We start from the raw sequence: 21,491 nt of genomic DNA, 5'->3' as shown, positions 1-21,491 counted from the left end.
CTAGTTCTCCGGGAGTTCTGTGGTGTGGTGCAGGAGCGAGGCTGCCGCGGCAACGGCGCCGGCGACGTCCCCATCCGCAGGGTAAAGGAGGGTGCGGCCAACGGTGAGGCCCTGGACGCCGGGCAGGCACAGGGCAGCTCCCCAGGTGGCGAAGACTTCGTCCTGGGATCCGTCCGGGTCCCCGCCCAAGAGGACGGTTGGCATGGTGGTGGCGGCCATGACGCGTTCCATCTCCGCCACCACGGGAAGCTTCATCCAGGTGTAGGCGCTCGTGGAACCCAGGCCCTCGGCGATGGCGATGGACTTGATCACGGAGTTGGTGGAAAGGTCGTTGCGGACCCGGCCATTTTCGCGGAAGGACAGGAACGGCTCCACCATGGCGATCAATTTCCGCTCCGCCAGGGAATCGATGGCCTTGGCTGTCGCTTCCAGGGTCACCACGGTGTCCGGGTCGCCCAGGCAGATACGGGTCAGCATCTTGCCGCCGTCCGCACCGAGCGCTTCGAGGGCGGCGGCGGTGTGGCCGGTGAACCGGTCGTCGAACTCGTTGACCAGGCCGGACAGGCCGCCGCGGTTCATCGATCCGAACACCAGCTTGCCGTCCAGGGCGCCCAGCAGGAGGAGGTCGTCCATGATGTCCGGGGAAGCCAGGACTCCGTCAACGGCCGGGTTGGCCAAGGCGATCTGCAGCCGGTCCAGCAACTGGCGCCGGTCCGCCATGGCCACCGGATCGCTGCCGACGGACAGGGCACCGCGCGCCGGGTGGTCGGCGGCGACGATGAAGTTCTGCCGGCCGGCCTTTACGCCGGGGTGGTGGCGGCGTGACTTCGCCGCGCGGGCCACGGCGTCCGGGTCTTCGAGGCGGATGGTGCTCAGGTGCTCGTAGCGGCGGGGATTGTCATCCACGGCGTTGGTCGAGGCGGCGTGCGTGAGGGTCACAGTGCTGCTCCTTCGGGAATTGAAGCGCCGGAAGCCGCACCCGGCACGGTACGGCCGCGTTCGGCCAGCAGCGAGGTGACTTCGTCCGGCGTCGGCATCGCATCGGCGCAGGACAAGCGGGAGGCCACAATCGCTCCCGCGGCGTTCGCGTAGTCCAGGACCTGCTCCAGCGGCCAGCCGGACAGCAGCCCGTGGCAGAACGCGCCGCCGAACGAATCACCGGCACCCAGGCCGTTGAGGGTTTCCACCGGGACGGGGGCGGAGACCACGCGCTCGGTACGCGTCTTGGCCATCACGCCTTCGGCACCGAGCTTGACGACGGCGATCTCGACGCCGGCGGCCAGCAGCCGGTCCGCCTGCTCGTCCGGGGTTCCCTCCCCTACGGCCACGGCGCATTCCTTGTCATTGCCGATGGCGACGGTGACATGCGGGAGGATCCTGGCCACTTCTGCGCAGGCTTCTTCCTCGGAGGCCCAGAACATGGGCCGGTAGTCCAGGTCCAGGATGGTGAACTGCCCCTCGGCCAGGCCGGTGCGTGGACGGGCCTCATGGGCAGCGAGGTGCGCGGAGCGGGAAGGCTCCTGGCACAGGCCGGTCACCGTGGACCAGAAGATGCGGGCCCCGCGGATGGCTTCGAGGTCCAGCTCTTCAGCCTTGATCTGCAGGTCCGGAGCGGTGGGAAAACGGCCGTAGAAGTACAGCGGAAACTCGTCTGTGGCCGGTTTAATGGCGCAGAATGTCACCGGTGTCTGCAGGCCGGCGACCGGCGTAACGAATGTGTCGTCGACGTTGAACTTGTGCAGTTCCCGGTGGAGGTACGTGCCGAACGCATCGTCCCCGGTGCGGGTGATGACGCCCGTCCGGCGGCCGTGCCGGGCAGCGGCGACGGCGACGTTGGACGGTGAACCGCCCAGGTATTTGCCGAAGGAGTTGACGTCCTCCAGGCCAACCCCGATGTCGTTCGGGTAGATATCAACGCTGATGCGCCCGATCGTAAGAAGCTCGTGGGTCACGGGAATCGTGGACCTTTCTGGTGTGGAACTCGGGTCCTTTGCGGAGCAGGAGGTCCGGGACTGGCAGGCCGTGGCGTGGGCCACACGGACTACTTTGCCCTAGATCGAATGTCCTGTCAAAGGTTTGTACTGACATACTTACAACATGGATTCGAACAAGCCGCCCCGGATGGGCACGCCCGCGCTACTTCCGCGGAACGGCCAATTCGCCCGTCACGTACTGGGCGCGGCCAAAGCCGAAAGACCAGTCGCCGGCAGTATTTTCGACATAGCCGATGAAGACGTCCTCGCCGGCAACCCCAACTTCGGCAAGCTTTTCAGCCACTGCAGCAAAGAGCTGTTGCTTGGCCTCCTGGGACCGGCCGCCCTGGGTGAAGATCTGGATCATCACCACTCCCCCGGTGCGCTCGAACCCCAGTCCGGCGTCCTGCGCGAAGATTTGCCCCCGCGGGTGCTCGGTAAGGATGTGGAAGTAGTCCCGCTCCGGAATGCCGTACTCCGCAAGGATCGCGTCGTGGATTCCGCGGCTCAGCTGCTGCAGCTCGCCCGCGGTGCGGCCTTCGTTAACGTCAATGCGAACCAATGGCATGGAGCTTCTCCTTTACGTAGTTTGTGCTGACATACTAACAAACACGATTTTGATATCGCAAGACACCTCTTGCGGATGATGACAGGCAGGCCTAGTATTAATCAACCTAGAGGTTTATAAATATTTAGGTTGATTATGAGAGGGTGGGAATCGTGGCGGATGACGACGCGGCTTTGGACGTGGCTTTCCTTGCCCTGGCCGACCCCGTTCGTCGACGCATCATCGCCCGGTTGAGCCGTGGTCCGGCCACCGTCAATGACCTGGCCGAACCCTTCGAGATTTCCAAACAGGCAGTTTCGAAGCACATCCAGGTACTCGAGCAGGCAAATTTGGTCACCCGCAGCAGGGACGCCCAGCGCCGGCCCGTCCACCTGAACCCTGCACGGCTGGAGGCGCTCACTGCCTGGATCGACCAGTACAGGCTGGTCCGCGAAGGGCAGTTCCGCAGCCTCGATGCGGTGCTTGAATCCAGCGCCGGGCAAACGGCGCCAAAGGCAAAGGACAGGAAATGACCAACGAACTGAAGATCACCGCCCCCGAGGGGCTCCCCTACATCGACTTCGAGCGTGAGTTCGACTTTCCGGTCGCGGACGTGTTCCGGGCCCACAAGGACCCGGAACTGGTGGTCCAATGGCTTGGCCCGCGGGGCATGAAGATGGAAATGGACCACTACGACTTCCGCACGGGCGGAAGCTACCGGTATATCCATACCGGCCCGGAGGGGGTGCCGTACGAATTCCGTGGCATCTTCCACACGGTGCGCGAGAACGAGTTCGCCCTGCAGACCTTCGAGTTCGGCGGCTATCCGGACTCGGTCAGCCTGGAGTCCATGACGTTCGAGGAGCTCGACGGCGGCCGGTGCCGGCTGCGGGGCCACGCCATGTACCAGAGCATGGAGGCACGCGACGGCATGCTGCACTCAGGCATGGAGGGTGGCATGTCCGAAGGCTACGAGCGGCTGGACGAACTGTTGGCGGGCGCATCGGTCTGACGCAGGAGGAGGGCTTCGTCCAGCACACGGCCAAGGTTGTCGGCATCGTGGGCGAAACGGCCCAGGAAGAGTCCGTCCGCGGCCGGCAGCCGGGGAAGCAGTCCGGGCCCGGCGCTGCCGCCGTAGATAAGGGGGCAGGCAGGGCCAAGCTCTGCACGGATCCGCGCCAGGACGGCGTTGACGTGGCGCGGTGGGGCGGGCTCCTCCGCACCGATGGCCCAGACTGGTTCGTAGGCCAGGACCAGGCGGTTCAGCAGGGCGGGGTCGCCGTCCGTGGCGGCGCGGACCTGTTGCACGCAAAAGGCGGCGGCAGCTCCGTCGTCGAGCCTGTCCGGCTCGCCGATGCAGAGCAGCGGGGTGAGGGACTTTTCGACGGCGGCACGAACCTTGCGTGCCACCACGGCGTCGTCCTCCGCGAAAAGTTTGCGGCGTTCGGCATGGCCGATCTCGACGAGGGAGACGCCAAGTTCGGCCAGCATGCCGGGGCTGACTTCACCGGTCAGTGGCCCGTCGCCCCAGGCGCAGTTCTGCGCGCCGAGGAGTACGGGCGAACCTGCCAGGATCCGCGCGGCGGGCTCCAGGACAGGGAAGGAAGGGATGACGAAGACCCGGACCGGGGACTCCGTGGCAGAATCCATGCCCAGTCCGGGCATGTTGTCCACGATGGAACGCACCTCCGACAGCCAGCGCAGGCTTGCCTGGTAGCCCAGGTACATCTTGGTGCTGACACCGATGTAAAGGGGGCTGTTGCCTGTGCTGCTGCCGGAGGTGCTCATGGTTTCCTTGCGTGGATGGTGTGGAGCGCTCAGTCGAGCAGGTCGTCGGCCTTGTTCTTGAACCGCCTGGTGGCGAACATCATCGCCGCCGCCACGAACGGCAGGACGCCCAGTGCGTAGACGCCCATGGAACCCGTTGGCGACTGGGTGGCCTCATTGACAGCGGTCCGCAGGATGGGTGCCACGAAGCCGCCCAGGTTGCCCAGGGAGTTGATCAGTCCGATACCTGCGGCGGCAGCAGACCCGGCAAGGAACGCGGTGGGATAGGACCACACCACCGGGCCCACGGCCAGGAAGCTACAGACGGCCAGGGTTATGAAGATCATGCCCAGGACGGGCTGGTGGTTGGTACCTGCCCAGGCCGACCCGAAGATGCACAGGCCGGTGGAGATAAACAGGACGGTGCCGAACTTGCGGCGCTTGGCCACCGTGTCTGCGGCCTTGCCGATGAAGTAGCAGGAGAAGATGCCGAAGAACCACGGGACGGCGATGAGCAGGCCGACGGCGAGCCCCACCTTCTGTCCGGTCAGCGAGGACACCTGCTGCGGCAGGAAGAACGTCACGCCGTACACTGCGACCTGCAGGCAGAAGTAGATCACGGTGAAGTACCAGACCCGGCCGTTGCGCATGGCGGCGAGGATGCCGCGGGGCCCGGTCTCGTCCTTGATGGTGTCCTCCAGGGCCATGACCTCCTTCAGCGCGTACTTTTCCTCGCTGTTAAGGAACTTGGCCTTTGCGGGGCCGTTGATCAGGAAGAAGAACGCCGCGATGCCGGCCAGGACGGCCAGCAGGCCCTCAACGAAGAACATGACCTGCCAGCCACGCAGTCCCGGCACCTGGTCGCCGATGTTGATCAGCCAGCCGGAGAGGGGGTTGCCGATCATCTGGGAGAACGGCTGGGCCAGGTAGAAGATGGCGAACATCTGCACGCGCACCTTGTTGGGGAACCATTCGGCGAGGTACATGATCACACCGGGGAACAGCCCGGCTTCGGTTACGCCCAGGAGGAAACGCAGGATCACGAACGAGGTCTCGCCCTGCACGAACGCGAAGCATGCCGAGACGATGCCCCAGGTGATGGCGATGCGCGCCAGCCAGATCTTGGCGCCGACCTTCTTGAGCAGCAGGTTGCTGGGAATCTCGAAAAGCGCGTAGCCAATGAAGAAGATGCCGGCGCCGAGGGCGAAGGCCGCGGCAGACACCCCCTTGTCCGCCCCTAGGGCGGCCTCGGCAAAGCCGACGTTGGTGCGGTCCAGGAAGGACACGACGTACAGGATGACCAGCATCGGCATAAGCCGGCGGGCTGCCTTGGAAATCGCGGACTTCAGGACCGGACGGGCCAGGAGTTCCTTGGATGTTGCGGTGGTTTCGGACACGACACTCTCCTTCGAGTGGTGACGTTGGTGGTTCCGCGGGCCGGCGGTCCGCGGGGCTTGTGGTGGCACCCTGGTCGGGGTGCCGTCAGTGCATGTACAGGCCGCCGTCGACGTTCAGCGTCTGGCCGGAGATGTAGCCGGCGTCCTCGCCGATGAGGAAGGAAATGGCCGCCGCGATGTCGCGGGTGGAGCCCACCCGGTTCACCACCAGGTCCTTGACGAGTTCATCCTTGCGTTCCTCGCTGAGGGTGCCGCCCATGATGTCGGTGTCGATCGGACCGGGTGAGATCGCGTTGACCGTGATGTCGTACGGGCCCAGCTCGCGGGCGGTGGCGCGGGTCAGGCCGATGACGCCGGCCTTGGCCACCGAGTACGGGGTCTTGCTGAAGGTTCCGCCGCCGCGCTGCGCCGAGACGGAGGAGATGTTGACGATCCGGCCCACCCGGTTCTTGACCATCGATTCGGCCACGCGACGGGTGGCGTAGTGGACACCGTTCAGGTTGATGCTGAGTACGCGGTCCCATTCGGCGGCGTCCAGCTCAAGGTACGGCACCGGGGAGCTCACGCCGGCAATGTTGGCGAGGGCCACAAGCTGCGGAAGTTCGGCCTCGATCCCGTCGATGGCCGCCCGGACCGACGCCTCGTCGCTGACGTCTGCACCGGCACCGTGGGCTTTGATTCCGTGTTTTTCGGCAAGCTCCTTGGCCGCGGCCTTACAGGCTGCGTCGTCGATATCGATCACGCCGATGTTCCAGCCGCGCTCTGCAAGGTAGTCCGCGGTGGCGCGCCCGATGCCGCGCTCGGAGACGGCGCCGGTAACGATCACCGTGCGGTCTGTGGGAAATGCTGTCATGGAGGGTTCCTTAGGGATCAGGAAAGCGGGGCCGGGCCCAGCTCTTCAATGAGCTTCTGCATGGCGACGTACGCCTTGTTCCGGTAGGCAACCAGGGCGGCGGTCCGGTCTGCCGGGACGTCCAGGAATCCGGACCCGGTCTTGGTGCCCAGCTGGCCGGCGTCGACCTTTTCCTGCAGGATCTTCGGGGTGGCGAACCGTTCCGGGAACCCCGTCTGGAGGGACTTGTAGCAGAACGCGTAAACGTCCAGGCCGGCCATGTCGGCGATCGCGAACGGCCCGAAGAACGGCAGCCGGAAGCCGAAGGTGGTGCGGACCAGGGTGTCCACGTCCTCCGCGGTGGCAATGCCTTCCTCCACGACCTGGGCTGCCTCATGGAACAGGGCGTACTGGAGCCGGTTCAGCACGAAGCCGGTGACGTCCTTGACGGTGGCGGTTTCCTTGCCGGTCTCCCCCACGATGGTGCGCGCGGCCTGGACCGTGGCCTCCGAGGTCCCTTCGTGCGGTATGACTTCCACACCGGGGATGAAGGGGGCCGGGTTGGAGAAGTGGACGCCCAGGAAGCGCTCCGGATTCTCCACCACTTCGGCGAGCTTGGCGATGGAGATGGTGGAGGTGTTGGAACCGATAATGGCGTCCGGCCGGGCGGCGGCGCTGATCCGGCCCAAAGTGGCGTGCTTGATCTCGAGGATCTCCGGCACCGCCTCCTCGATGTATTCGGCGCCGGCCACGGCTTCTTCGATGTCCTTGGCGGCCCAAAGGTTTTCCTTGAGCAGGTCCGTGGCGTTGGCCGGGAAGAGGCCGGCCGCCACGAATTCGTCGGATTCCTTCAAAAGCCGCTCGTAGTTGCTTTGGGCGATTTCGGCGGAGACGTCGGCGAGTGCCACGCGGGCTCCTGCCAGTGCCAGGACCTGGGCGATCCCGCCGCCCATGTAGCCTGAGCCGACGACGGCGATGTTGCGAGTGGTCATTTGTCCTCAAGTCCTTCCGACGCGTCCTCATAGGAGGAAATGGCGTCTACTTTGGCCGCGGATGCGGAGTTTTCATCGAAGCGGTAGTTGAGCCACTCGCCCACCAGCTTCTTGGCCAGTTCAAGGCCAATGACGCGCTGGCCCATGGTGAGGACCTGTGCGTTGTTGGACAGCACGGAGCGTTCCACGGAGTAGCTGTCGTGCGCTGTGACGGCCCGGATGCCCGGCACCTTGTTGGCGGAGATGGCGACGCCCAGGCCCGTGCCGCAGATCAGCAGGGCGCGGTCCGCTTCGCCGGCAGCCACTTTGCGGGCGGCGGCGACGGCCAGGTGCGGGTAGGCCGTGGTGTCGTCGGCGCCGACTCCCACGTCTTCCACCGACGCGACGCGGGGGTCCGCCTCCAGCAGTTTGCGCAGGGCATTCTTGTATTCGACACCGGCTTCGTCATTGCCGACAACGATGCGCCAGCCCGGCTGGGATTGCTCAGTCATCAGGGTTCTCTCCTTTAGTGGCTTTCGATGGTGGCGGCGTAATCGGCCAGCCGCCGGGCGATGAGGCCGAAGGACACAGCACCGGGGTCGGGATGGCCCAGGCTCTTTTCGGCCAGCGGGCGTGCCCGGCCCTTCTTCGGGCTGAGCCCGGCGGTCTCGTCAGCGGCTTTTGCTGCCGCCTCCGCTGCCGCACGGAGGCTTGCGGCCAGGCTGCCGCCGTCGTCAATTGCGCGGTTGAAGGTCTCGGCGAACGGAAGCAGCGCATCCACCATGGTCTTGTCCCCTGCTTCCGCCTTGCCCAGGGTGATGATGGCATCGCGGAGGGCGTTGACGGCTGCGGCCGCATCCGAGGCGGTGTAGGAATCCTTGCTGCCCAAGGTTTTGCCGACGGCGGCGACGGCCGCGCCCCACAGGGCGCCGGAGGTGCCGCCGGCGCGCTCGGCCCACTGCTCGCCCGCCTCCGTGAGGAGTTCCTCGAGACCGGCGCCGGCCGCGTGGGACTTCTCTGCGGCGGCAACGGCGGCATCAACGCCGCGGCGCATGCCGATGCCGTGGTCGCCGTCCCCGGCGATGGCGTCCAGTTTGCCAAGCGCGTCCTCGTGTTCGACGACGACGGACCGGGCTTCCTTCAGCGCGCCCACCGCCGTCGCGGCCAGGGCAGTCGATGCCGGCGTGGCGGCCAGCGCGGGCGCCGTTCCAGCTTCGGCGAGTGCCTCCACGGAGCGGGCCCGGCGCGGAGCCAGGTTGCCCTTGCGGAAGGCAGGGGTGTCGGCAGGCGCTGCCCAGAATGTCTCCAGTTCCGCGTCCAGCCAGAACAGCGTCAGGGACAGCCCGGACATGTCCAGGCTGGTCACCAGCTCGCCGCACTCCGGCTCCACGATTTCCAGTCCGGCCCCGGTCAGCAGCGCCTCGATCTTGCCGAAAAGCAGGAAGAGTTCGTCGTACTTGACCGTTCCCAGGCCGTTCAGGATCGGCACCACCCTGGTGCCCGCGGCGTCCGGCTTGTCCTTCAGCAGGCCGTCGACCAGGAGCCGGGCAAGTTCGCTGGCGGATGGCAGGGGCTGCTCGGAGATGCCTGGTTCACCGTGGATGCCCAGACCCACCGACATCATGCCCTCAGGCACCGTGAACAAAGGTTCGGCTGCCCCGGGAAGGGTGCAGCCGGCAAAGGCAACGCCGAGCGAGCGGGTGTGGTGGTTGGCCTTGATGGCGAGGCGCTCCACCTCGTCCAGGTCCAGGCCCGCTTCCGCTGCCGCGCCGGCCACCTTGAAGACCGTCAGGTCCCCGGCGATGCCGCGGCGCTTGGTGATTTCCTCCAGCGGGGCGCTGGCAATGTCATCGGTGACCAAGACGGTCCGGGTCTCGATTCCTTCGGCGTTCAGTTTGTCCTGGGCCTGGCCAAAGTGAAGGACGTCGCCAGCATAGTTTCCATAGCTGAGCAGGACTCCCCCGCCGGCCTGGGATGCCTTGGCCACGCGGTACACCTGCCCCGCGGAGGGGGACGCAAACATATTGCCGCAGGCGCTTCCGGCGGCCAGCCCTGCGCCCACAAGGCCGGCAAAAGCCGGGTAGTGGCCGGAGCCGCCGCCGATGACCAGGGCCACCTGGCCGGCGGGTGATTCGGTGGAGCGGACAACACCGCCGTCGACACGCGCCACATACTGGCGGTTGGCGGCCACGAAGCCGTCAAGGGCGTCGTCTGCGAACTGCGCTGGATCATCAAATATCTTTGTCATGATTCCTCGTTAAACCCGTTGGATCGGTTGGGAAGCCTGCCGGCTAGCGTGCAGGGACTGCCGCGGGGGTTTGCCGGCCCTGGGCCACCAGGCTGGTGCCCAGGGTGTAGCCGTCGCGCTTGGGCAGGACCTGGCGGCGGAGGTAGTCCTGGTTGGCGGCTGTCACGCTCAGGCCGTCGCCGCCGTAGTGCTCCGTGCAGATCACGCCCTGGAAGCCGACCGAGATGGCGAACTGGAACGCCTCGCGGTAGCTGATCAGGCCTGATTCCATGGGAGCCGGCATGGCGACGTACTGGTCGCGGGCCTGGTCTTCATCGCGGATGTAGTTCTTGACGTGCCAGTAGTTGGAGTAAGGCAGGGTCTTGTGCACCAGCTCCCGCCAGTCTTCGATGGGGCGGTGCAGGCGGATCAGGTTGCCCAGGTCCGGGTTCAGCCCAACGTTGGGCAGGTCGATGTCCTGGACCAGCTGCACAGAGGAGTCGCCGGTGCCCAGGTACGTGTCCTCGTACATCTCCAGCGACACCAGCAGGCCAAGTTCGGCGGCGTGCTTGCCCACTTCGCGGATGCGGGTGACGGCGTTGTTCCAGCTTTCCTTGTCACCCACCGGGTCCTTGTGGCCTTCGACGGTCCAGAACCACAGCTGCTTCCGCTGCTCCGGGGTAATGGCCTGGTGGAGCCCGATCGAGACAACCTCGCAGCCAAGCTGTGCCGCGGCTTCGAGCGTCCGGTGGGTGTAGGCCAGGTTTTCCTCCCAGTTCCCTTCCTCGATCACGCTGCGGCGGATCGCGGAGATGGAGGGAAGGCCGAGGCCCGCAGCCGTGGCGGCGGCTTTCAGCTCGTCCAGCCGGGCGCTGGAAAGGTCGCCGGGACGGACCCAGCTGTCTGTGAGGTCGGCATTGGTGAAACCGGCGTCCGCCACTTCTTCGAAGACCTGCTGCCATTCGCTGGCAGGGGCGTCCTGGACGGCGGTCCCGTCCGGCCGGGTTCCGGGGAACTGCAGCAGGGCGGCGGCGATGGGCCAGTTTTCAGCGGTGTACGGCATTGTCACTCCAGATCATGAATCGCATTTCCTATAGGATCTACGCTGATAAGGGATCCTGTCAAGGGTTTGCGGGTGGATTCCCCTGGGGGGAGTCGTGGGTTGGGGGCCTTTCCGGACCCCGGGCGTGCTGCTAGCTGCGCACTTCGCTGTCGTGCTGCGAGCGCTGCTTGACGCCCTCGATGTGGTCGATCATTTTTTGCCGGGCAAGTTCGGCGTCGCCGGCTTCAAAGGCCTTGAGGATCTCGGTATGTTCGGCGATGGCGTAGTCGGCGTCGGTTACGCCCAGGCCACCGAAGAAGCGGAAACGCTGTACCTGGCCGCCCAACGCGTTGTAGGCGGACAGCAGGAATTGGTTTTCCGCCGACTCGGCAATGAGCCGGTGGAAGCGCTCGTCCGCTTCCCAGTAGGCCCGGAACTCGGCAAAGGACGGGCCGCGCGGCGCGGCTTTCAGGTCCTCGATGGCCTGCTGAAGCTGCCCGGTGAGCTCCTGGTCTGCGTGCTTGCAGGCCATGAAGGCGTTGGCTGGTTCGATCACAAGCCGGGCGTCCATCAGGTCCGCCAGCTCTTCCGGAGAAAACAGCGGGGCTACCCGGTAGCCCCGCAGCGCCATCCTTCGAACCATGCCGGTGGCTTCCAGCCGGGCAAGCGCCTCCCGCACCGGCGTCGGCGAGACGTCCAGCTCCCTGGCCATCCCGTCAATGCTGACCGGCGTACCCGCTTCCAGCCGGCCGTCCATAAGGGCAACCAAAAGCGCCTCGTAGACGTGGTCCGCGAGGACCTGCCTGCTCACCCCGCCGGTGGCCTTGCTCTTGGTTGCCATGTAGAAATCCTATAGCCGCTGCAGGGGCGGGACGTTGCGGATGACACACCGCGGCGGCGGTGCCGTGCGGCCGGCGGGCCGTACGGCACCGTGCGCCGGGGTACCGGGAAAGCGGACGTCAGGAAACCTGCAGGCCGCCGTTGATGTCATAGGTCGCGGCCGTGATGTAGCCGGCATCCTCGCTGAGGAGGAACGCGATCAGGGCAGCCACTTCCTCGCGGGTTCCCACCCGGCCCATCATGATCCCCTCTGACATCTGGGCCTTGCGCTCGTCACTCAGCGTTCCACCCATGATGTCCGTATCGATCGGGCCGGGCGCGATGGCGTTCACCGTAATGTTGTGCTCACCGACTTCGCGCGCCAGGGCACGGGTGAACCCGAGGATGCCGGCCTTGGAAGCGCTGTAGGCGACCTTGGAGTACGTTCCTCCGCCGCGCTGGGCGGAGATGGAGGAGATGCTGACGATCCGCCCGAGCTCCCGCTCAATCATGCCCTTGAGGACCCGCTGGGACACCACGAAGGTGCCACGCATGTTGATGGCGAAGACCTTGTCCCATTCCGCCACGGTGGTCTCCATGAAGGGAGTGGGGGAACTGATTCCGGCCAGGTTGACCAGTCCCACGATGGGCGGAAGGGACTGCTCAATTTCCGTGATGGCACGGTCCACCGAAGCCTCGTCCGAGACGTCGGCGCCTACGCCGATCGCCTTGACGGCACGGCTGGAGCCGATTTCCGCCGCTGCCGCCCTGGCGTCTTCGGCGTTGATGTCCAGGATGGCGATGGACCAGCCCTGGCTGGCCAGCCGGTCTGCGGTAGCGCGGCCAATGCCCCGGGCGGATGCCGCCCCGGTGAGGACCGCGGTACGTTCTGCGGGGAATGCGTGCTCTGTAGTCATTGCTGTTTCCTAGTGGGTATCGGCGGCAGGAACGGTGGCTCCGGGTGCGGAGACACCTTCCGGCCGCTTGCGTGCGTAAAGGTAGGTGGCGGCGGCAGTCACGGCGAGGCAGGCGGCCAGGAACACCAGGCCGGTCTGGGAGTTTCCGGTGGCGTCCTTGAGGATGCCCACGATGTAGGGGGCCACGAAGCCGCCCAGGTTGCCGAGCGAGTTGACCATGGCCAGTCCGGCTGCTGCCGCGGCGCCGGTGAGGGCGGCGGACGGCATAGCCAGGAAGGGCGCAATTGCGGAGTAGATGCCCATTGCTGCCAGGGTCAGGAAGACCATGGCGAGCACGGCGTTGACGGGGAGCAGGAAGCCGGCGCCCAGGAGTCCGACGGCGGCAAGCACCATGCTGGCGCTGGCGTGCCAAACGCGGTTGCCGGTGCGGTCCGAACGCTTGCTCCAGAAGTAGACGAACACGGCAGCGATGGCGTACGGGATGAAGACGATGAATCCCACCTGCGTTGAGTCGAACGTTCCGAGCGCCTTAACGATGGTGGGCAGCCAAAGGCCAAGGCCGTAGATGCCGCAGACCAGGCCGAAGTACAGCGCCGAATAGGCAATGGTGCGGGAGTCCTTCAGGCCGGCGAGGAAGTTGTGGTTGCCGGCCTTCTGCTTGTCCGCCAGCTCCGCAGCCATGGTGGTGGAGAGCCAATCACGTTCTTCCGGCTTGAGCCACTTGGCGTGTTCGGGGCGGTCCGTCATGACGAAAGGCGTAATGATGCCCAGGATGATGGCCGGGATGCCTTCGAGGATGTAGAGCCACTGCCAGCCGTGCAGGCCGGCCACGCCCTCGAGGTTCAGGAGCATGCCGGACACTGGCGCGCCCAGGGCGTTGGAGATGGGCTGGGCGAGGATGAAGATGCCGAGCACCGTCACGCGCTGCGCTGCCGGGAACCACAGCGTCAGGTAGAAGAGGATCGCCGGGAAGAAGCCGGCCTCTGCCGCGCCGAGGAGGAAGCGGATGACGTAGAAGGTGGCTTCACCGTTCACCAGGAACATCGCGGTGGCGAAGATGCCCCAGCTGATCAGGATGCGGGCGATCCATTTGCGGGCGCCGAAGCGGTACATGCCGCCGTTGGATGGAATCTCCAGCAGTGCGTAGCCGAGGAAGAAGATGCCGGCGCCCAGGCCGTAGGCAGCTTCGGTCAGGCCAATGTCGCCCTGCATGCCGAGCTTGGCAAAGCCCACGTTGTTCCGGTCCAGGTAGGCGATGAAGTAGAGGAGGACGATCAGGGGCATCAGCCGCCGGCGGACCTTGCGGAGGGTGGTCTCGCCCAGTTGGCTGAGTGCGGGGGCAGTGGCACGGGAGGTCATCGCAGGCCTCCGGTGGTGGTGTGGGGACCCTCAAAAGGGGAATGCGCGCGCATGACGACTCCTTTGGCTGGCGGCATTTTCGGGGGTGACATCAGATGTCAGATGTCTGACTGAGATTCTAGTCACAGGTAAATGTGGTCGTCAACACCAGACGCATGGCAGTCCCCTCCGCAGATCTGGTGGATTGCCTGCCGCCCCCCCTGGAGGCTGCACCGGAGGGATCCTAACGGGCCGTCGTTTCGCTCCGGCTGGACATGGCAAGGAACTGCTCGTAGTCCTCAAAGGTCTGGGTGATGTGGGCATCCATGGTGGACCGGGCCGTGGCAGGATCGCCGGCCGCGATGGCAGCAAGGACCATCTTGTGGTGGTGGATGGCATGGCGCTGCACATCCGGGAATGCCGAGGTTTCGCGACGCATGGCATACAGCAGGGTGGAGAGCTGTCCCAGCAGGGCGGGCACGAAGGGGTTTCCGGAGGCCCGCAGCACGCTGTCGTGGAAGGCGATGTCGGCCACGGTCAGCGCGTCCACGTCTCCGGCCTGGTGTGCCGCTTCCATTTGCTCCACGCTGTCCTGCAGGGCGGTAAGGTCGGCGGGCCGGTGGCGGGAGGCAGCGAGTTCGGCCGCCCCGGTCTCCACCATGCGGCGGACTTCCAGCAGGCGCAGGGCCACCTGGTCGGAGGCCACTCCCCTGGATGCTGCGCGCATGATGGCGTCCAGCCCGGTCCAGCGCTCCGGCGGGTTGACGAAGGTGCCCAGGCCGCGCTTGACGTAGACAACGTCCTGCGCTTTGAGCACCTTCATGGCTTCCCGGGCCGTCAGCCTGCTGACACCCGATTCCTTGGCGATGTCAGCCTCAGGCGGCAGGGCGTCGTCGGCCTTTATGTCCCCGCTGATGATGTGCTCGAGGACCTTGTCCACGACGGCGTCGACCAGCGTGGGTCGTTTTTCTGCCATCGATAATCCCCTGCCTGCGCGCCCGGGGCGCCCTGTTTTCCTGTGCCAACATTACTCGACGGGGCTGGGCAGGCGCCGCCCGCCGTCGTCGCCGGTTGTTAAACAACGAAAGCGGGGCCACCCGCAGGTCCGTCCCATGACTGGAAACGGACCCGGGGATGGCCCCGCGTTCTGAAGTGCTGCCTACAGGGCGGCGTAGACCTCGCGGAGCAGCTTGGCGGTCTCGGACGGCGTCTTGCCGACCTTCACTCCGGCGGCCTCGAGGGCTTCCTTCTTGGCCTGTGCGGTGCCTGCGGAACCGGAGACGATGGCGCCGGCGTGGCCCATGGTCTTGCCCTCCGGGGCGGTGAAGCCGGCAACGTAGCCGACGACCGGCTTGGTGACGTTGGCCTTGATGAAGTCGGCTGCGCGCTCTTCGGCGTCGCCGCCGATCTCACCGATCATGACGATGGCCTTGGTCTCGGGATCAGCCTCGAACGCAGCCAGGGCGTCGATGTGCGTGGTGCCGATGATGGGGTCGCCTCCAATGCCGATGGCGGTGGAGAAGCCAAGGTCGCGCAGTTCGTACATCATCTGGTAGGTCAGCGTGCCGGACTTGGAGACCAGGCCGATGGGGCCCTTGCCGGTGATGTTGGCGGGGGTGATGCCCACCAGTGCTTCGCCGGGGGTGATGATGCCGGGGCAGTTCGGGCCGATGATGCGGGTGACCTGGTTGCCGTCGGCGTCCACCTTGGACTGGGCCAGCGCCCAGAATTCGGCGGAGTCCTGGACGGGAACGCCTTCGGTGATGACCACGACCAGGCCGATGCCTGCCTCGATGGCTTCGACGACCGCGTTCTTGGTGAAGGCCGGCGGCACGAAGACGATGGAGACGTCGGCGCCGGTTTCAGCCATGGCTTCCTTGACGGTGCCGTAGACGTTGATTTCCTTGTCGCCGTGCAGGACCGTGGTGCCGGCCTTGCGGGCGTTGACGCCGCCAACAATGTTGGTGCCGGCCTTGAGCATCAGGGCGGTGTGCTTGGTGCCTTCGCCGCCGGTGATGCCCTGGACGATGACCTTGGAGTCTTTGTTCAGATAGATAGACATGGTGCGTCCCTTTACTTCGCTGCGTTGGCGAGCTCGGCGGCCTTGTCGGCGCCCTCGTCCATGGTGGCGGCCAAGGTAACCAGCGGGTGGTTGGCCTCGTTGAGGATGCGGCGGCCTTCCTCGACGTTGTTGCCGTCGAGGCGGACTACCAGCGGCTTGTTGGCAGCGTGGCCCAGCTCAGCCAGTGCGCCGACGATGCCCTTGGCGACAGCGTCGCATGCAGTGATGCCGCCGAAGACGTTCACGAACACGGACTTGACCTGCTCGTCGCCCAGGATGACGTCCAGGCCGGCGGCCATGACCTCGGCCGATGCGCCGCCGCCGATGTCCAGGAAGTTGGCGGGCTTGACGTTGCCGTGGTTCTCGCCGGCGTAGGCCACGACGTCGAGGGTGGACATAACCAGGCCTGCACCGTTGCCGATGATGCCTACTTCGCCGTCGAGCTTGACGTAGTTGAGGTCCTGCGCCTTTGCCTTGGCCTCAAGCGGGTCGGCAGCGTCCTTGTCCTCGAGCTGCGCGTGCTTGGCGTGCCGGAAGTCGGCGTTCTCATCCAGGGAGACCTTGCCGTCCAGTGCCACGATGTCGCCGGCGCCGGTCTTGACCAGCGGGTTGACCTCCACCAGGGTGGCGTCTTCCTTCTTGAAGACATCCCAGAGCTTCAGGATCACGGCGGCGACCTTGCCGCGCAGTTCCTCGGCGAAGCCTGCGGCGGCGACGATTTCGTCGGCCTTGGCCTGGTCGATGCCCACGGCGGGATCGATGGCGATCTTGGCCAGCGCTTCGGGACGTTCGACGGCGAGCTGCTCGATCTCCATGCCACCTTCAACCGAGCACATGGCAAGGTAGTTGCGGTTGGCGCGGTCGAGCAGGACGGAGAAGTAGAACTCCTCGGCAATGTCTGCACCCTGGGCAATCATCACCTTTTTGACGGTGTGGCCCTTGATGTCCATGCCCAGGATGTTCGTGGCGTGCTCAAACGCCTCGTCAGCGGACTTTGCGACCTTGACGCCGCCGGCCTTGCCGCGGCCGCCTACCTTGACCTGTGCCTTGACAACGGTAACGCCGCCGATCTTCCCGGCAGCTGCCTTTGCTTCTTCTGGGGTGTACGCCACGATGCCGGCAAGCACGGGTACACCGTGCGCCTCGAACATATCGCGCGCCTGGTATTCAAACAGGTCCACGGTTTAGTGTCCTTCTACGTCGAAGTAGTTTCTGTACAGTCGGACACCATCTGTACGACGATGACCGGGCTGCGGATTGCACGCACCGGCGGCCTGTCTGGAAACGAGCCACGCGGCGTAATGCTCCATGGGGAACTCTAGTCCTTTGGAGGGACCGGGCCGTCCCAGACTACCCCTTATGTGAGTAAGCACACTATTCTATGGACGGTAGAAAAACCGCGGATTTACGGGGTTTTTTGGCCCTCGGACTGCGGCGGGTGGCTGGTTTTGGCTGGCCCCTGAATCAGCTCGTAACGTTTGGGCGAAACGAAGAATCCGACGCCGGCGGAGACGTTTCCGCATGCCACACCGTCGTTGTACGCGGAGCAGCGCAGCCCGTTGCGTTCCAGGTTCTGCCCGTCCGCCAGCACAGGCAGTTGGGCCAGGGGCCCGGTCTTGCTCCCCTTGGGCCCGAAAGCGGCTTCCATGGGTGTGACGCCGGAGCGGCATTCGCCGTAGCGGGCATTGTCCGGTGTCAGGAGGGCCACGCCGCCCAGGTAGCCCAAATGGGTTCCGGCGCAGTCGCCCTTGGTGTCGTCCAGCTGGAGCGCCGGATACGTGGCGAGCTCGCAGTAGGCTACCGGGACAATGGGCAGCTTGTTGTTGGCGGCGTCGCTGTAACGGTTCTGCTCGTAGGGCAGGTTCAGGTGTTCCCCGCGGGCGGACGTGAGCGAGCACGCGACGGTCCGGTCGGCGGTGATGAAAGAGAGGACGTCGTCGCCGCTGGAGAATGTCTTCGCATCAGCCAGCGGTGCCTTTTCCAGCTGCTCCATGGGTTGCAGCGGAGCCGGCGGAACGTAGGCGGGGTCTTCGGTGGTCACCGTGCAGCCCGTGGCAATGATAAGGAAAAGGGCGGCGAGCATCCCCCATACAGTCCGTCGCATGGCCTCCATTATGCCCGGGCGGGCGCGCCCATCAGGCGTCGAGTTTGGTGAGGGGGGCGTAGCGCAGCAGCAGGCGCTTTTCGCCGACGTCGAACTTCACCTTCGCCACGGTCTTGTCTCCGGCTCCTTCAAGGGCCAGGACCGTTCCGTTGCCGAAGCTGGTGTGGTTGACCTTGTCCCCCACGCTCACGGCAATGATCTCCTTTTGCGGCTGCACCCTGTTTTTGGCAATGAAAGCCGGTACGTCGGCGTTGAAGCCGGCCGATGAGTCCGCGGCCGTTCCGCGTGAGGTGCCGGCGCCCCAGAACGAACCGCTGTACCGGCCCGAACCAATCGAACCACCCCCGGCCCATGACTGGCGGCTGGTTCCCTCCCGTTTCCATTCCAGGAGCTCTGCGGGGATTTCCTCGAGGAACTGGCTGGCGGGGTTGTACTGGCTCTGGCCCCACATGCTGCGTACCTCGGACCGGGTCACGTACAGCCGCTTCCGGGCACGGGTGAGCCCCACGTAGGCCAGCCGACGTTCCTCGGCGAGCTCCTTGGGGTCGGTGGCTGAGCGCTGGTGCGGGAAGAGCCCGTGTTCCATGCCGGTCAGGAACACCACGGGAAACTCCAGGCCCTTGGCCGTGTGCAGGGTCATCAGTGTCACCACGCCCAGCCGTTTGGCTTCGGCCACGGCGGCGTCAATGTCCGCGCCGGGGGCGTCCGGGATCTGGTCGGCGTCTGCCACGAGGGACACCTGTTCAAGGAAGGCGCCCAGGCTTCCCTCCGGATTCTCCTGCTCGTACTCGCGGACCACGGCCACGAGCTCGGCGAGGTTTTCCACGCGTGACTCGTCCTGCGGATCGGTACTGGAGCGCAGCGCCGCGAGGTAGCCGGTCTGTTCAAGGACCGCTTCGAGTGCTGCGGCAGCCCCGGACCCGGCAGCCACCTCGGCGAGGTCGTCCAGCATTTTCACGAAGCCCAGGACGGCGTTGACCGAACGGGTGGCCATGCCCGGAGCCTGGTCGGCGCGGCGGGCGGCTGCCATGAAGGACGTGCGTTCGCGGCTGGCGAGGGCCGCCACGGCGCCTTCGGCACGGTCCCCGATGCCCCGCTTGGGTTCGTTCAGCACCCGGCGGAGGTTGACGTCGTCGTCCGGGTTCACCAGGACGCGCAGGTACGCGAGGGCGTCCTTGATTTCCTTGCGCTCGTAAAAACGTGTGCCGCCCACCACTTTGTACGGCAGGCCCACCCGCACCAGCACGTCCTCGATGGAACGGGACTGGGCGTTGGTGCGGTAGAAGATGGCGACGTCGCCCGGGCGGAGGTTCTCCTCGTCCTGGAGCCGGTCGATCTCCTTGGCGATGAACTGCGCTTCGTCGTGTTCGTTTTCGCCAACGTAGCCGATGATTTTGTGGCCTTCGCCTTCAGCCGTCCACAGCCTTTTCTCGGGCCTGTTGGGGTTGCGCGAGATCACCGAGTTGGCGGCACTCAGGATGTTCTGGGTAGAGCGGTAATTCTGCTCCAGTTTGATGGTTCGGGCCTCGGGGTAGTCCTTTTCGAACTCCACGATGTTCCGGATGTCAGCGCCGCGGAAGGCGTAGATGGACTGGTCCGAGTCGCCCACAACGGTAAGCTCCGACGCGCCAGGGCCTTCGCCCACGATCTCCCTGACCAGGGCGTATTGGGCATGGTTGGTGTCCTGGTATTCGTCCACCAGGACGTGGCGGAACCGGCGGCGGTATGACTCTGCCAAGGCCGGGAAGGCGCGGAACATGTAGACGGTCTCGGCGATGAGGTCGTCGAAGTCCATGGCGTTGGCCTGCCGGAGGCGCTGGGTATAGCCCTTGTAGACGTCCGCCACCGCGTGTTCGAAGGGGTCGTTATAGTTGGCTTCCGAGGCAAAGGAGTCGGCGTCGATGAGCTCGTTCTTCAACGCGGAAATCTTGTGCTGGATGGCCTTGGGCGCAAACTTCTTGGGGTCCAGGTCAAGGGACTTGGAAACCTGGGTAACCAGGCGCAGGGAGTCGGCGGAGTCGTAGATGGAGAAGTTGGATTTGAGGCCGACATTCGCCGCTTCCTGGCGCAGGATCCGCACGCAGGACGAGTGGAACGTGGAGATCCACATGATCTTGGCGCGTCCGCCCACCAGGGCCTCGATGCGCTCCCGCATTTCCGCGGCCGCCTTGTTGGTGAAGGTAATGGCCAGGATTTCGCCGTGGTGCGCCCGGCCGGTGGCGATCAGGTAGGCGATCCTGTTACTGAGCACGCGGGTCTTGCCCGAGCCCGCGCCGGCGACGATCAGCAGCGCGGATCCGCCGTGCTTGACCGCTTCCTCCTGCTGCGGGTTCAGCCCTTCCAGCAGCTGGGCAGCATCCGGGCGGCGGCTGCCATGGTGGCCGTCGTCCTGCCGGTTACCGGCGTTCCGGCTGGACTGTTGCCAGCCGCCTGAGCGGTGAAGACCGCCATCCTGCGGATCCGGCATCCCGCCCGGCCCCGCCGTGGTGGCAACGCCCTCAGGCTCCGTCCTGGTGCGGGCGGTGGAGGCAGGAGCGGCCTTGAACGGTCCGTCAGAGTACGGGTCAAACAACATATCCATGGTGCCTACAAGTCTAGGCGGTGGGACCGACAACGCCTTCCAGGCTGTGGATTACTCCCGGTGCACGGGCAATTGCCTTAGGCCACCGAGCCTGACTCGAGGGCCGCACGCAGCTCGCGGACCGCCGTCGTTCCTCCTGCGATGAACCACTCCAGCCCGTTGACGTGGACGGTGTCCACGGCCCCGCCGGCCGCACGGACGATCGCCTTGCCCGGCAGCCAGTCCCATTCCGGGCAGCTGTGCTGGAACCAGCACCCCAGCTGCCCGTCGGCTACCCGGCCCAGGTCGCAGGAACCGGATCCGAGCATGCGGAGGGATGCGGCGGAGGTGGCCGCAGCGTGCCACGGCATGGCGCACATGGGGTCCATCAACCAGGTGGGGTGGATGTAGGTGGCGGCACCAAGTTCGGCAACGCCGGTGGTGTTGCGCCTGCCTCTGTCCGCCGTGAATGTCGTCAGCAGATCGCCGTTGAGCGTTGCCTGCCGGTCGTGCCCGCCAAGCCACAGCTTGTCCTCTTCAGGCTGGAAGACGGCGCCCAGGAGCACATCGCGGTGGTCCTTGAGTGCGATGGCGGAGCACCAGTAGGTGGAGCCGTGCAGGAAGTTGTAGGTGCCGTCCACGGGGTCGATCACCCAGGTGCGTCCGCTGGTTCCCTGGACGGAGGCGCCTTCCTCGCCCAGGATGCCGTCCTCCGGCCGGCAGCGCTGGAGCTGTTCCAGCACGTAAGCCTCCGCGGCGCGGTCCGCCGCGGTCACCACATCGGAGACGGAGGTCTTCTGTTCAGACTGCAGGCCGGCCATGCGCATGAGGAGCGCCAGCTGTCCGGCTTCACGGACCAGCGCCGAGGCCAGTTCGTAGTCGTCCAATGCGGGGTCAAGAACAGCTGCGCTGTGTCGGCCAGTGGTCATGGGTTC

Annotated in this window: 21 protein-coding genes; 2 read left to right on the top strand and 19 right to left on the bottom strand. The window is 65.7% G+C overall.

Annotation, left to right across the window (positions count from 1 at the left end; translation table 11 throughout):
• The 3 genes from J2T23_RS14010 to J2T23_RS14000 all read right to left on the bottom strand — a co-directional run bounded on the left by J2T23_RS14010 (nt 1) and on the right by J2T23_RS14000 (nt 2,541).
• Complete coding sequence (locus J2T23_RS14010; protein ID WP_307360849.1) at nt 1-939, bottom strand: Cgl0159 family (beta/alpha)8-fold protein; 939 nt, start codon at nt 937-939, stop codon at nt 1-3.
• Nucleotides 936-1,952 carry a 5-dehydro-2-deoxygluconokinase gene (iolC, locus tag J2T23_RS14005; protein ID WP_307360847.1) on the bottom strand — a complete coding sequence of 339 codons (1,017 nt, stop codon included), beginning with the start codon at nt 1,950-1,952 and terminating at the stop codon, nt 936-938. Before iolC ends, J2T23_RS14010 begins: the two co-directional genes overlap by 4 nt.
• Before the next feature lie 184 nt (nt 1,953-2,136).
• Entirely contained in the window at nt 2,137-2,541 is a 405-nt protein-coding gene (locus tag J2T23_RS14000; RefSeq protein ID WP_141158006.1) for a tautomerase family protein, read from the bottom strand.
• Between the two features lie 152 nt (nt 2,542-2,693).
• On the opposite strand from J2T23_RS14000, the gene J2T23_RS13995 reads away from it, so the two are divergent.
• Together J2T23_RS13995 and J2T23_RS13990 are read left to right on the top strand one after the other, a co-directional pair.
• Entirely contained in the window at nt 2,694-3,053 is a 360-nt protein-coding gene (locus J2T23_RS13995) for an ArsR/SmtB family transcription factor (protein WP_141161354.1), read from the top strand.
• On the top strand, nt 3,050-3,532 hold the full coding sequence (locus tag J2T23_RS13990) for an SRPBCC family protein (protein ID WP_141180834.1): 483 nt from the start codon (nt 3,050-3,052) through the stop codon (nt 3,530-3,532). Before J2T23_RS13995 ends, J2T23_RS13990 begins: the two co-directional genes overlap by 4 nt.
• Here J2T23_RS13990 and J2T23_RS13985 read toward each other — a convergent pair.
• From J2T23_RS13985 to J2T23_RS13910, 16 genes are all read right to left on the bottom strand, one after another.
• On the bottom strand, nt 3,490-4,308 hold the full coding sequence (locus J2T23_RS13985) for a triose-phosphate isomerase family protein (protein ID WP_307360843.1): 819 nt from the start codon (nt 4,306-4,308) through the stop codon (nt 3,490-3,492). The genes J2T23_RS13990 and J2T23_RS13985 overlap by 43 nt on opposite strands.
• 29 nt (nt 4,309-4,337) lie before the next feature.
• Entirely contained in the window at nt 4,338-5,684 is a 1,347-nt protein-coding gene (locus J2T23_RS13980; protein ID WP_141180832.1) for an MFS transporter, read from the bottom strand.
• A gap of 85 nt (nt 5,685-5,769) precedes the next feature.
• On the bottom strand, nt 5,770-6,537 hold the full coding sequence (locus tag J2T23_RS13975; protein ID WP_141158010.1) for an SDR family NAD(P)-dependent oxidoreductase: 768 nt from the start codon (nt 6,535-6,537) through the stop codon (nt 5,770-5,772).
• A gap of 17 nt (nt 6,538-6,554) precedes the next feature.
• Nucleotides 6,555-7,508 carry a 3-hydroxyacyl-CoA dehydrogenase family protein gene (locus J2T23_RS13970; protein ID WP_141158011.1) on the bottom strand — a complete coding sequence of 318 codons (954 nt, stop codon included), beginning with the start codon at nt 7,506-7,508 and terminating at the stop codon, nt 6,555-6,557.
• Complete coding sequence (locus J2T23_RS13965; protein WP_141158012.1) at nt 7,505-7,999, bottom strand: ribose-5-phosphate isomerase; 495 nt, start codon at nt 7,997-7,999, stop codon at nt 7,505-7,507. Before J2T23_RS13965 ends, J2T23_RS13970 begins: the two co-directional genes overlap by 4 nt.
• Nucleotides 8,000-8,013: 14 nt before the next feature.
• Nucleotides 8,014-9,735 carry a dihydroxyacetone kinase subunit DhaL gene (gene dhaL / locus J2T23_RS13960; protein ID WP_307360839.1) on the bottom strand — a complete coding sequence of 574 codons (1,722 nt, stop codon included), beginning with the start codon at nt 9,733-9,735 and terminating at the stop codon, nt 8,014-8,016.
• Between the two features lie 43 nt (nt 9,736-9,778).
• Entirely contained in the window at nt 9,779-10,777 is a 999-nt protein-coding gene (locus J2T23_RS13955; protein WP_141158014.1) for a sugar phosphate isomerase/epimerase family protein, read from the bottom strand.
• A 130-nt stretch (nt 10,778-10,907) separates the two neighbouring features.
• Nucleotides 10,908-11,597, bottom strand: a complete 690-nt coding sequence (locus J2T23_RS13950; protein WP_141158015.1) for a GntR family transcriptional regulator — start codon at nt 11,595-11,597, stop codon at nt 10,908-10,910.
• Nucleotides 11,598-11,715: 118 nt separating this feature from the next.
• A complete protein-coding gene (locus tag J2T23_RS13945) occupies nt 11,716-12,492 on the bottom strand; it encodes an SDR family NAD(P)-dependent oxidoreductase (protein ID WP_141158016.1) in 777 nt (258 codons plus the stop codon).
• Nucleotides 12,493-12,501: 9 nt separating this feature from the next.
• Nucleotides 12,502-13,851, bottom strand: coding sequence for an MFS transporter (locus tag J2T23_RS13940; RefSeq protein ID WP_141158017.1), 1,350 nt, complete (start codon nt 13,849-13,851; stop codon nt 12,502-12,504).
• A gap of 223 nt (nt 13,852-14,074) precedes the next feature.
• A complete protein-coding gene (locus J2T23_RS13935; RefSeq protein WP_307360836.1) occupies nt 14,075-14,806 on the bottom strand; it encodes a FadR/GntR family transcriptional regulator in 732 nt (243 codons plus the stop codon).
• 183 nt (nt 14,807-14,989) lie between these two features.
• Nucleotides 14,990-15,892, bottom strand: coding sequence for a succinate--CoA ligase subunit alpha (gene sucD / locus J2T23_RS13930; RefSeq protein WP_018769572.1), 903 nt, complete (start codon nt 15,890-15,892; stop codon nt 14,990-14,992).
• A gap of 11 nt (nt 15,893-15,903) precedes the next feature.
• Nucleotides 15,904-17,073 carry an ADP-forming succinate--CoA ligase subunit beta gene (gene sucC / locus J2T23_RS13925; protein WP_141158019.1) on the bottom strand — a complete coding sequence of 390 codons (1,170 nt, stop codon included), beginning with the start codon at nt 17,071-17,073 and terminating at the stop codon, nt 15,904-15,906.
• Nucleotides 17,074-17,297: 224 nt separating this feature from the next.
• Nucleotides 17,298-18,005 carry a hypothetical protein gene (locus J2T23_RS13920; protein ID WP_307360833.1) on the bottom strand — a complete coding sequence of 236 codons (708 nt, stop codon included), beginning with the start codon at nt 18,003-18,005 and terminating at the stop codon, nt 17,298-17,300.
• A gap of 22 nt (nt 18,006-18,027) precedes the next feature.
• Entirely contained in the window at nt 18,028-20,571 is a 2,544-nt protein-coding gene (gene pcrA, locus J2T23_RS13915) for a DNA helicase PcrA (protein WP_370871449.1), read from the bottom strand.
• Nucleotides 20,572-20,654: 83 nt separating this feature from the next.
• Nucleotides 20,655-21,485, bottom strand: a complete 831-nt coding sequence (locus J2T23_RS13910) for an inositol monophosphatase family protein (RefSeq protein WP_307360829.1) — start codon at nt 21,483-21,485, stop codon at nt 20,655-20,657.
• Between the last annotated feature and the right edge of the window lie 6 nt (nt 21,486-21,491).

Origin of the sequence: Pseudarthrobacter niigatensis (assembly GCF_030812615.1) — a bacterium.
GTDB classification, from domain to species: domain Bacteria; phylum Actinomycetota; class Actinomycetes; order Actinomycetales; family Micrococcaceae; genus Arthrobacter; species Arthrobacter niigatensis.
The sequence above is the reverse complement of the archived record's forward strand: the minus strand, read 5'-3'. Positions and strand labels throughout refer to the sequence as shown.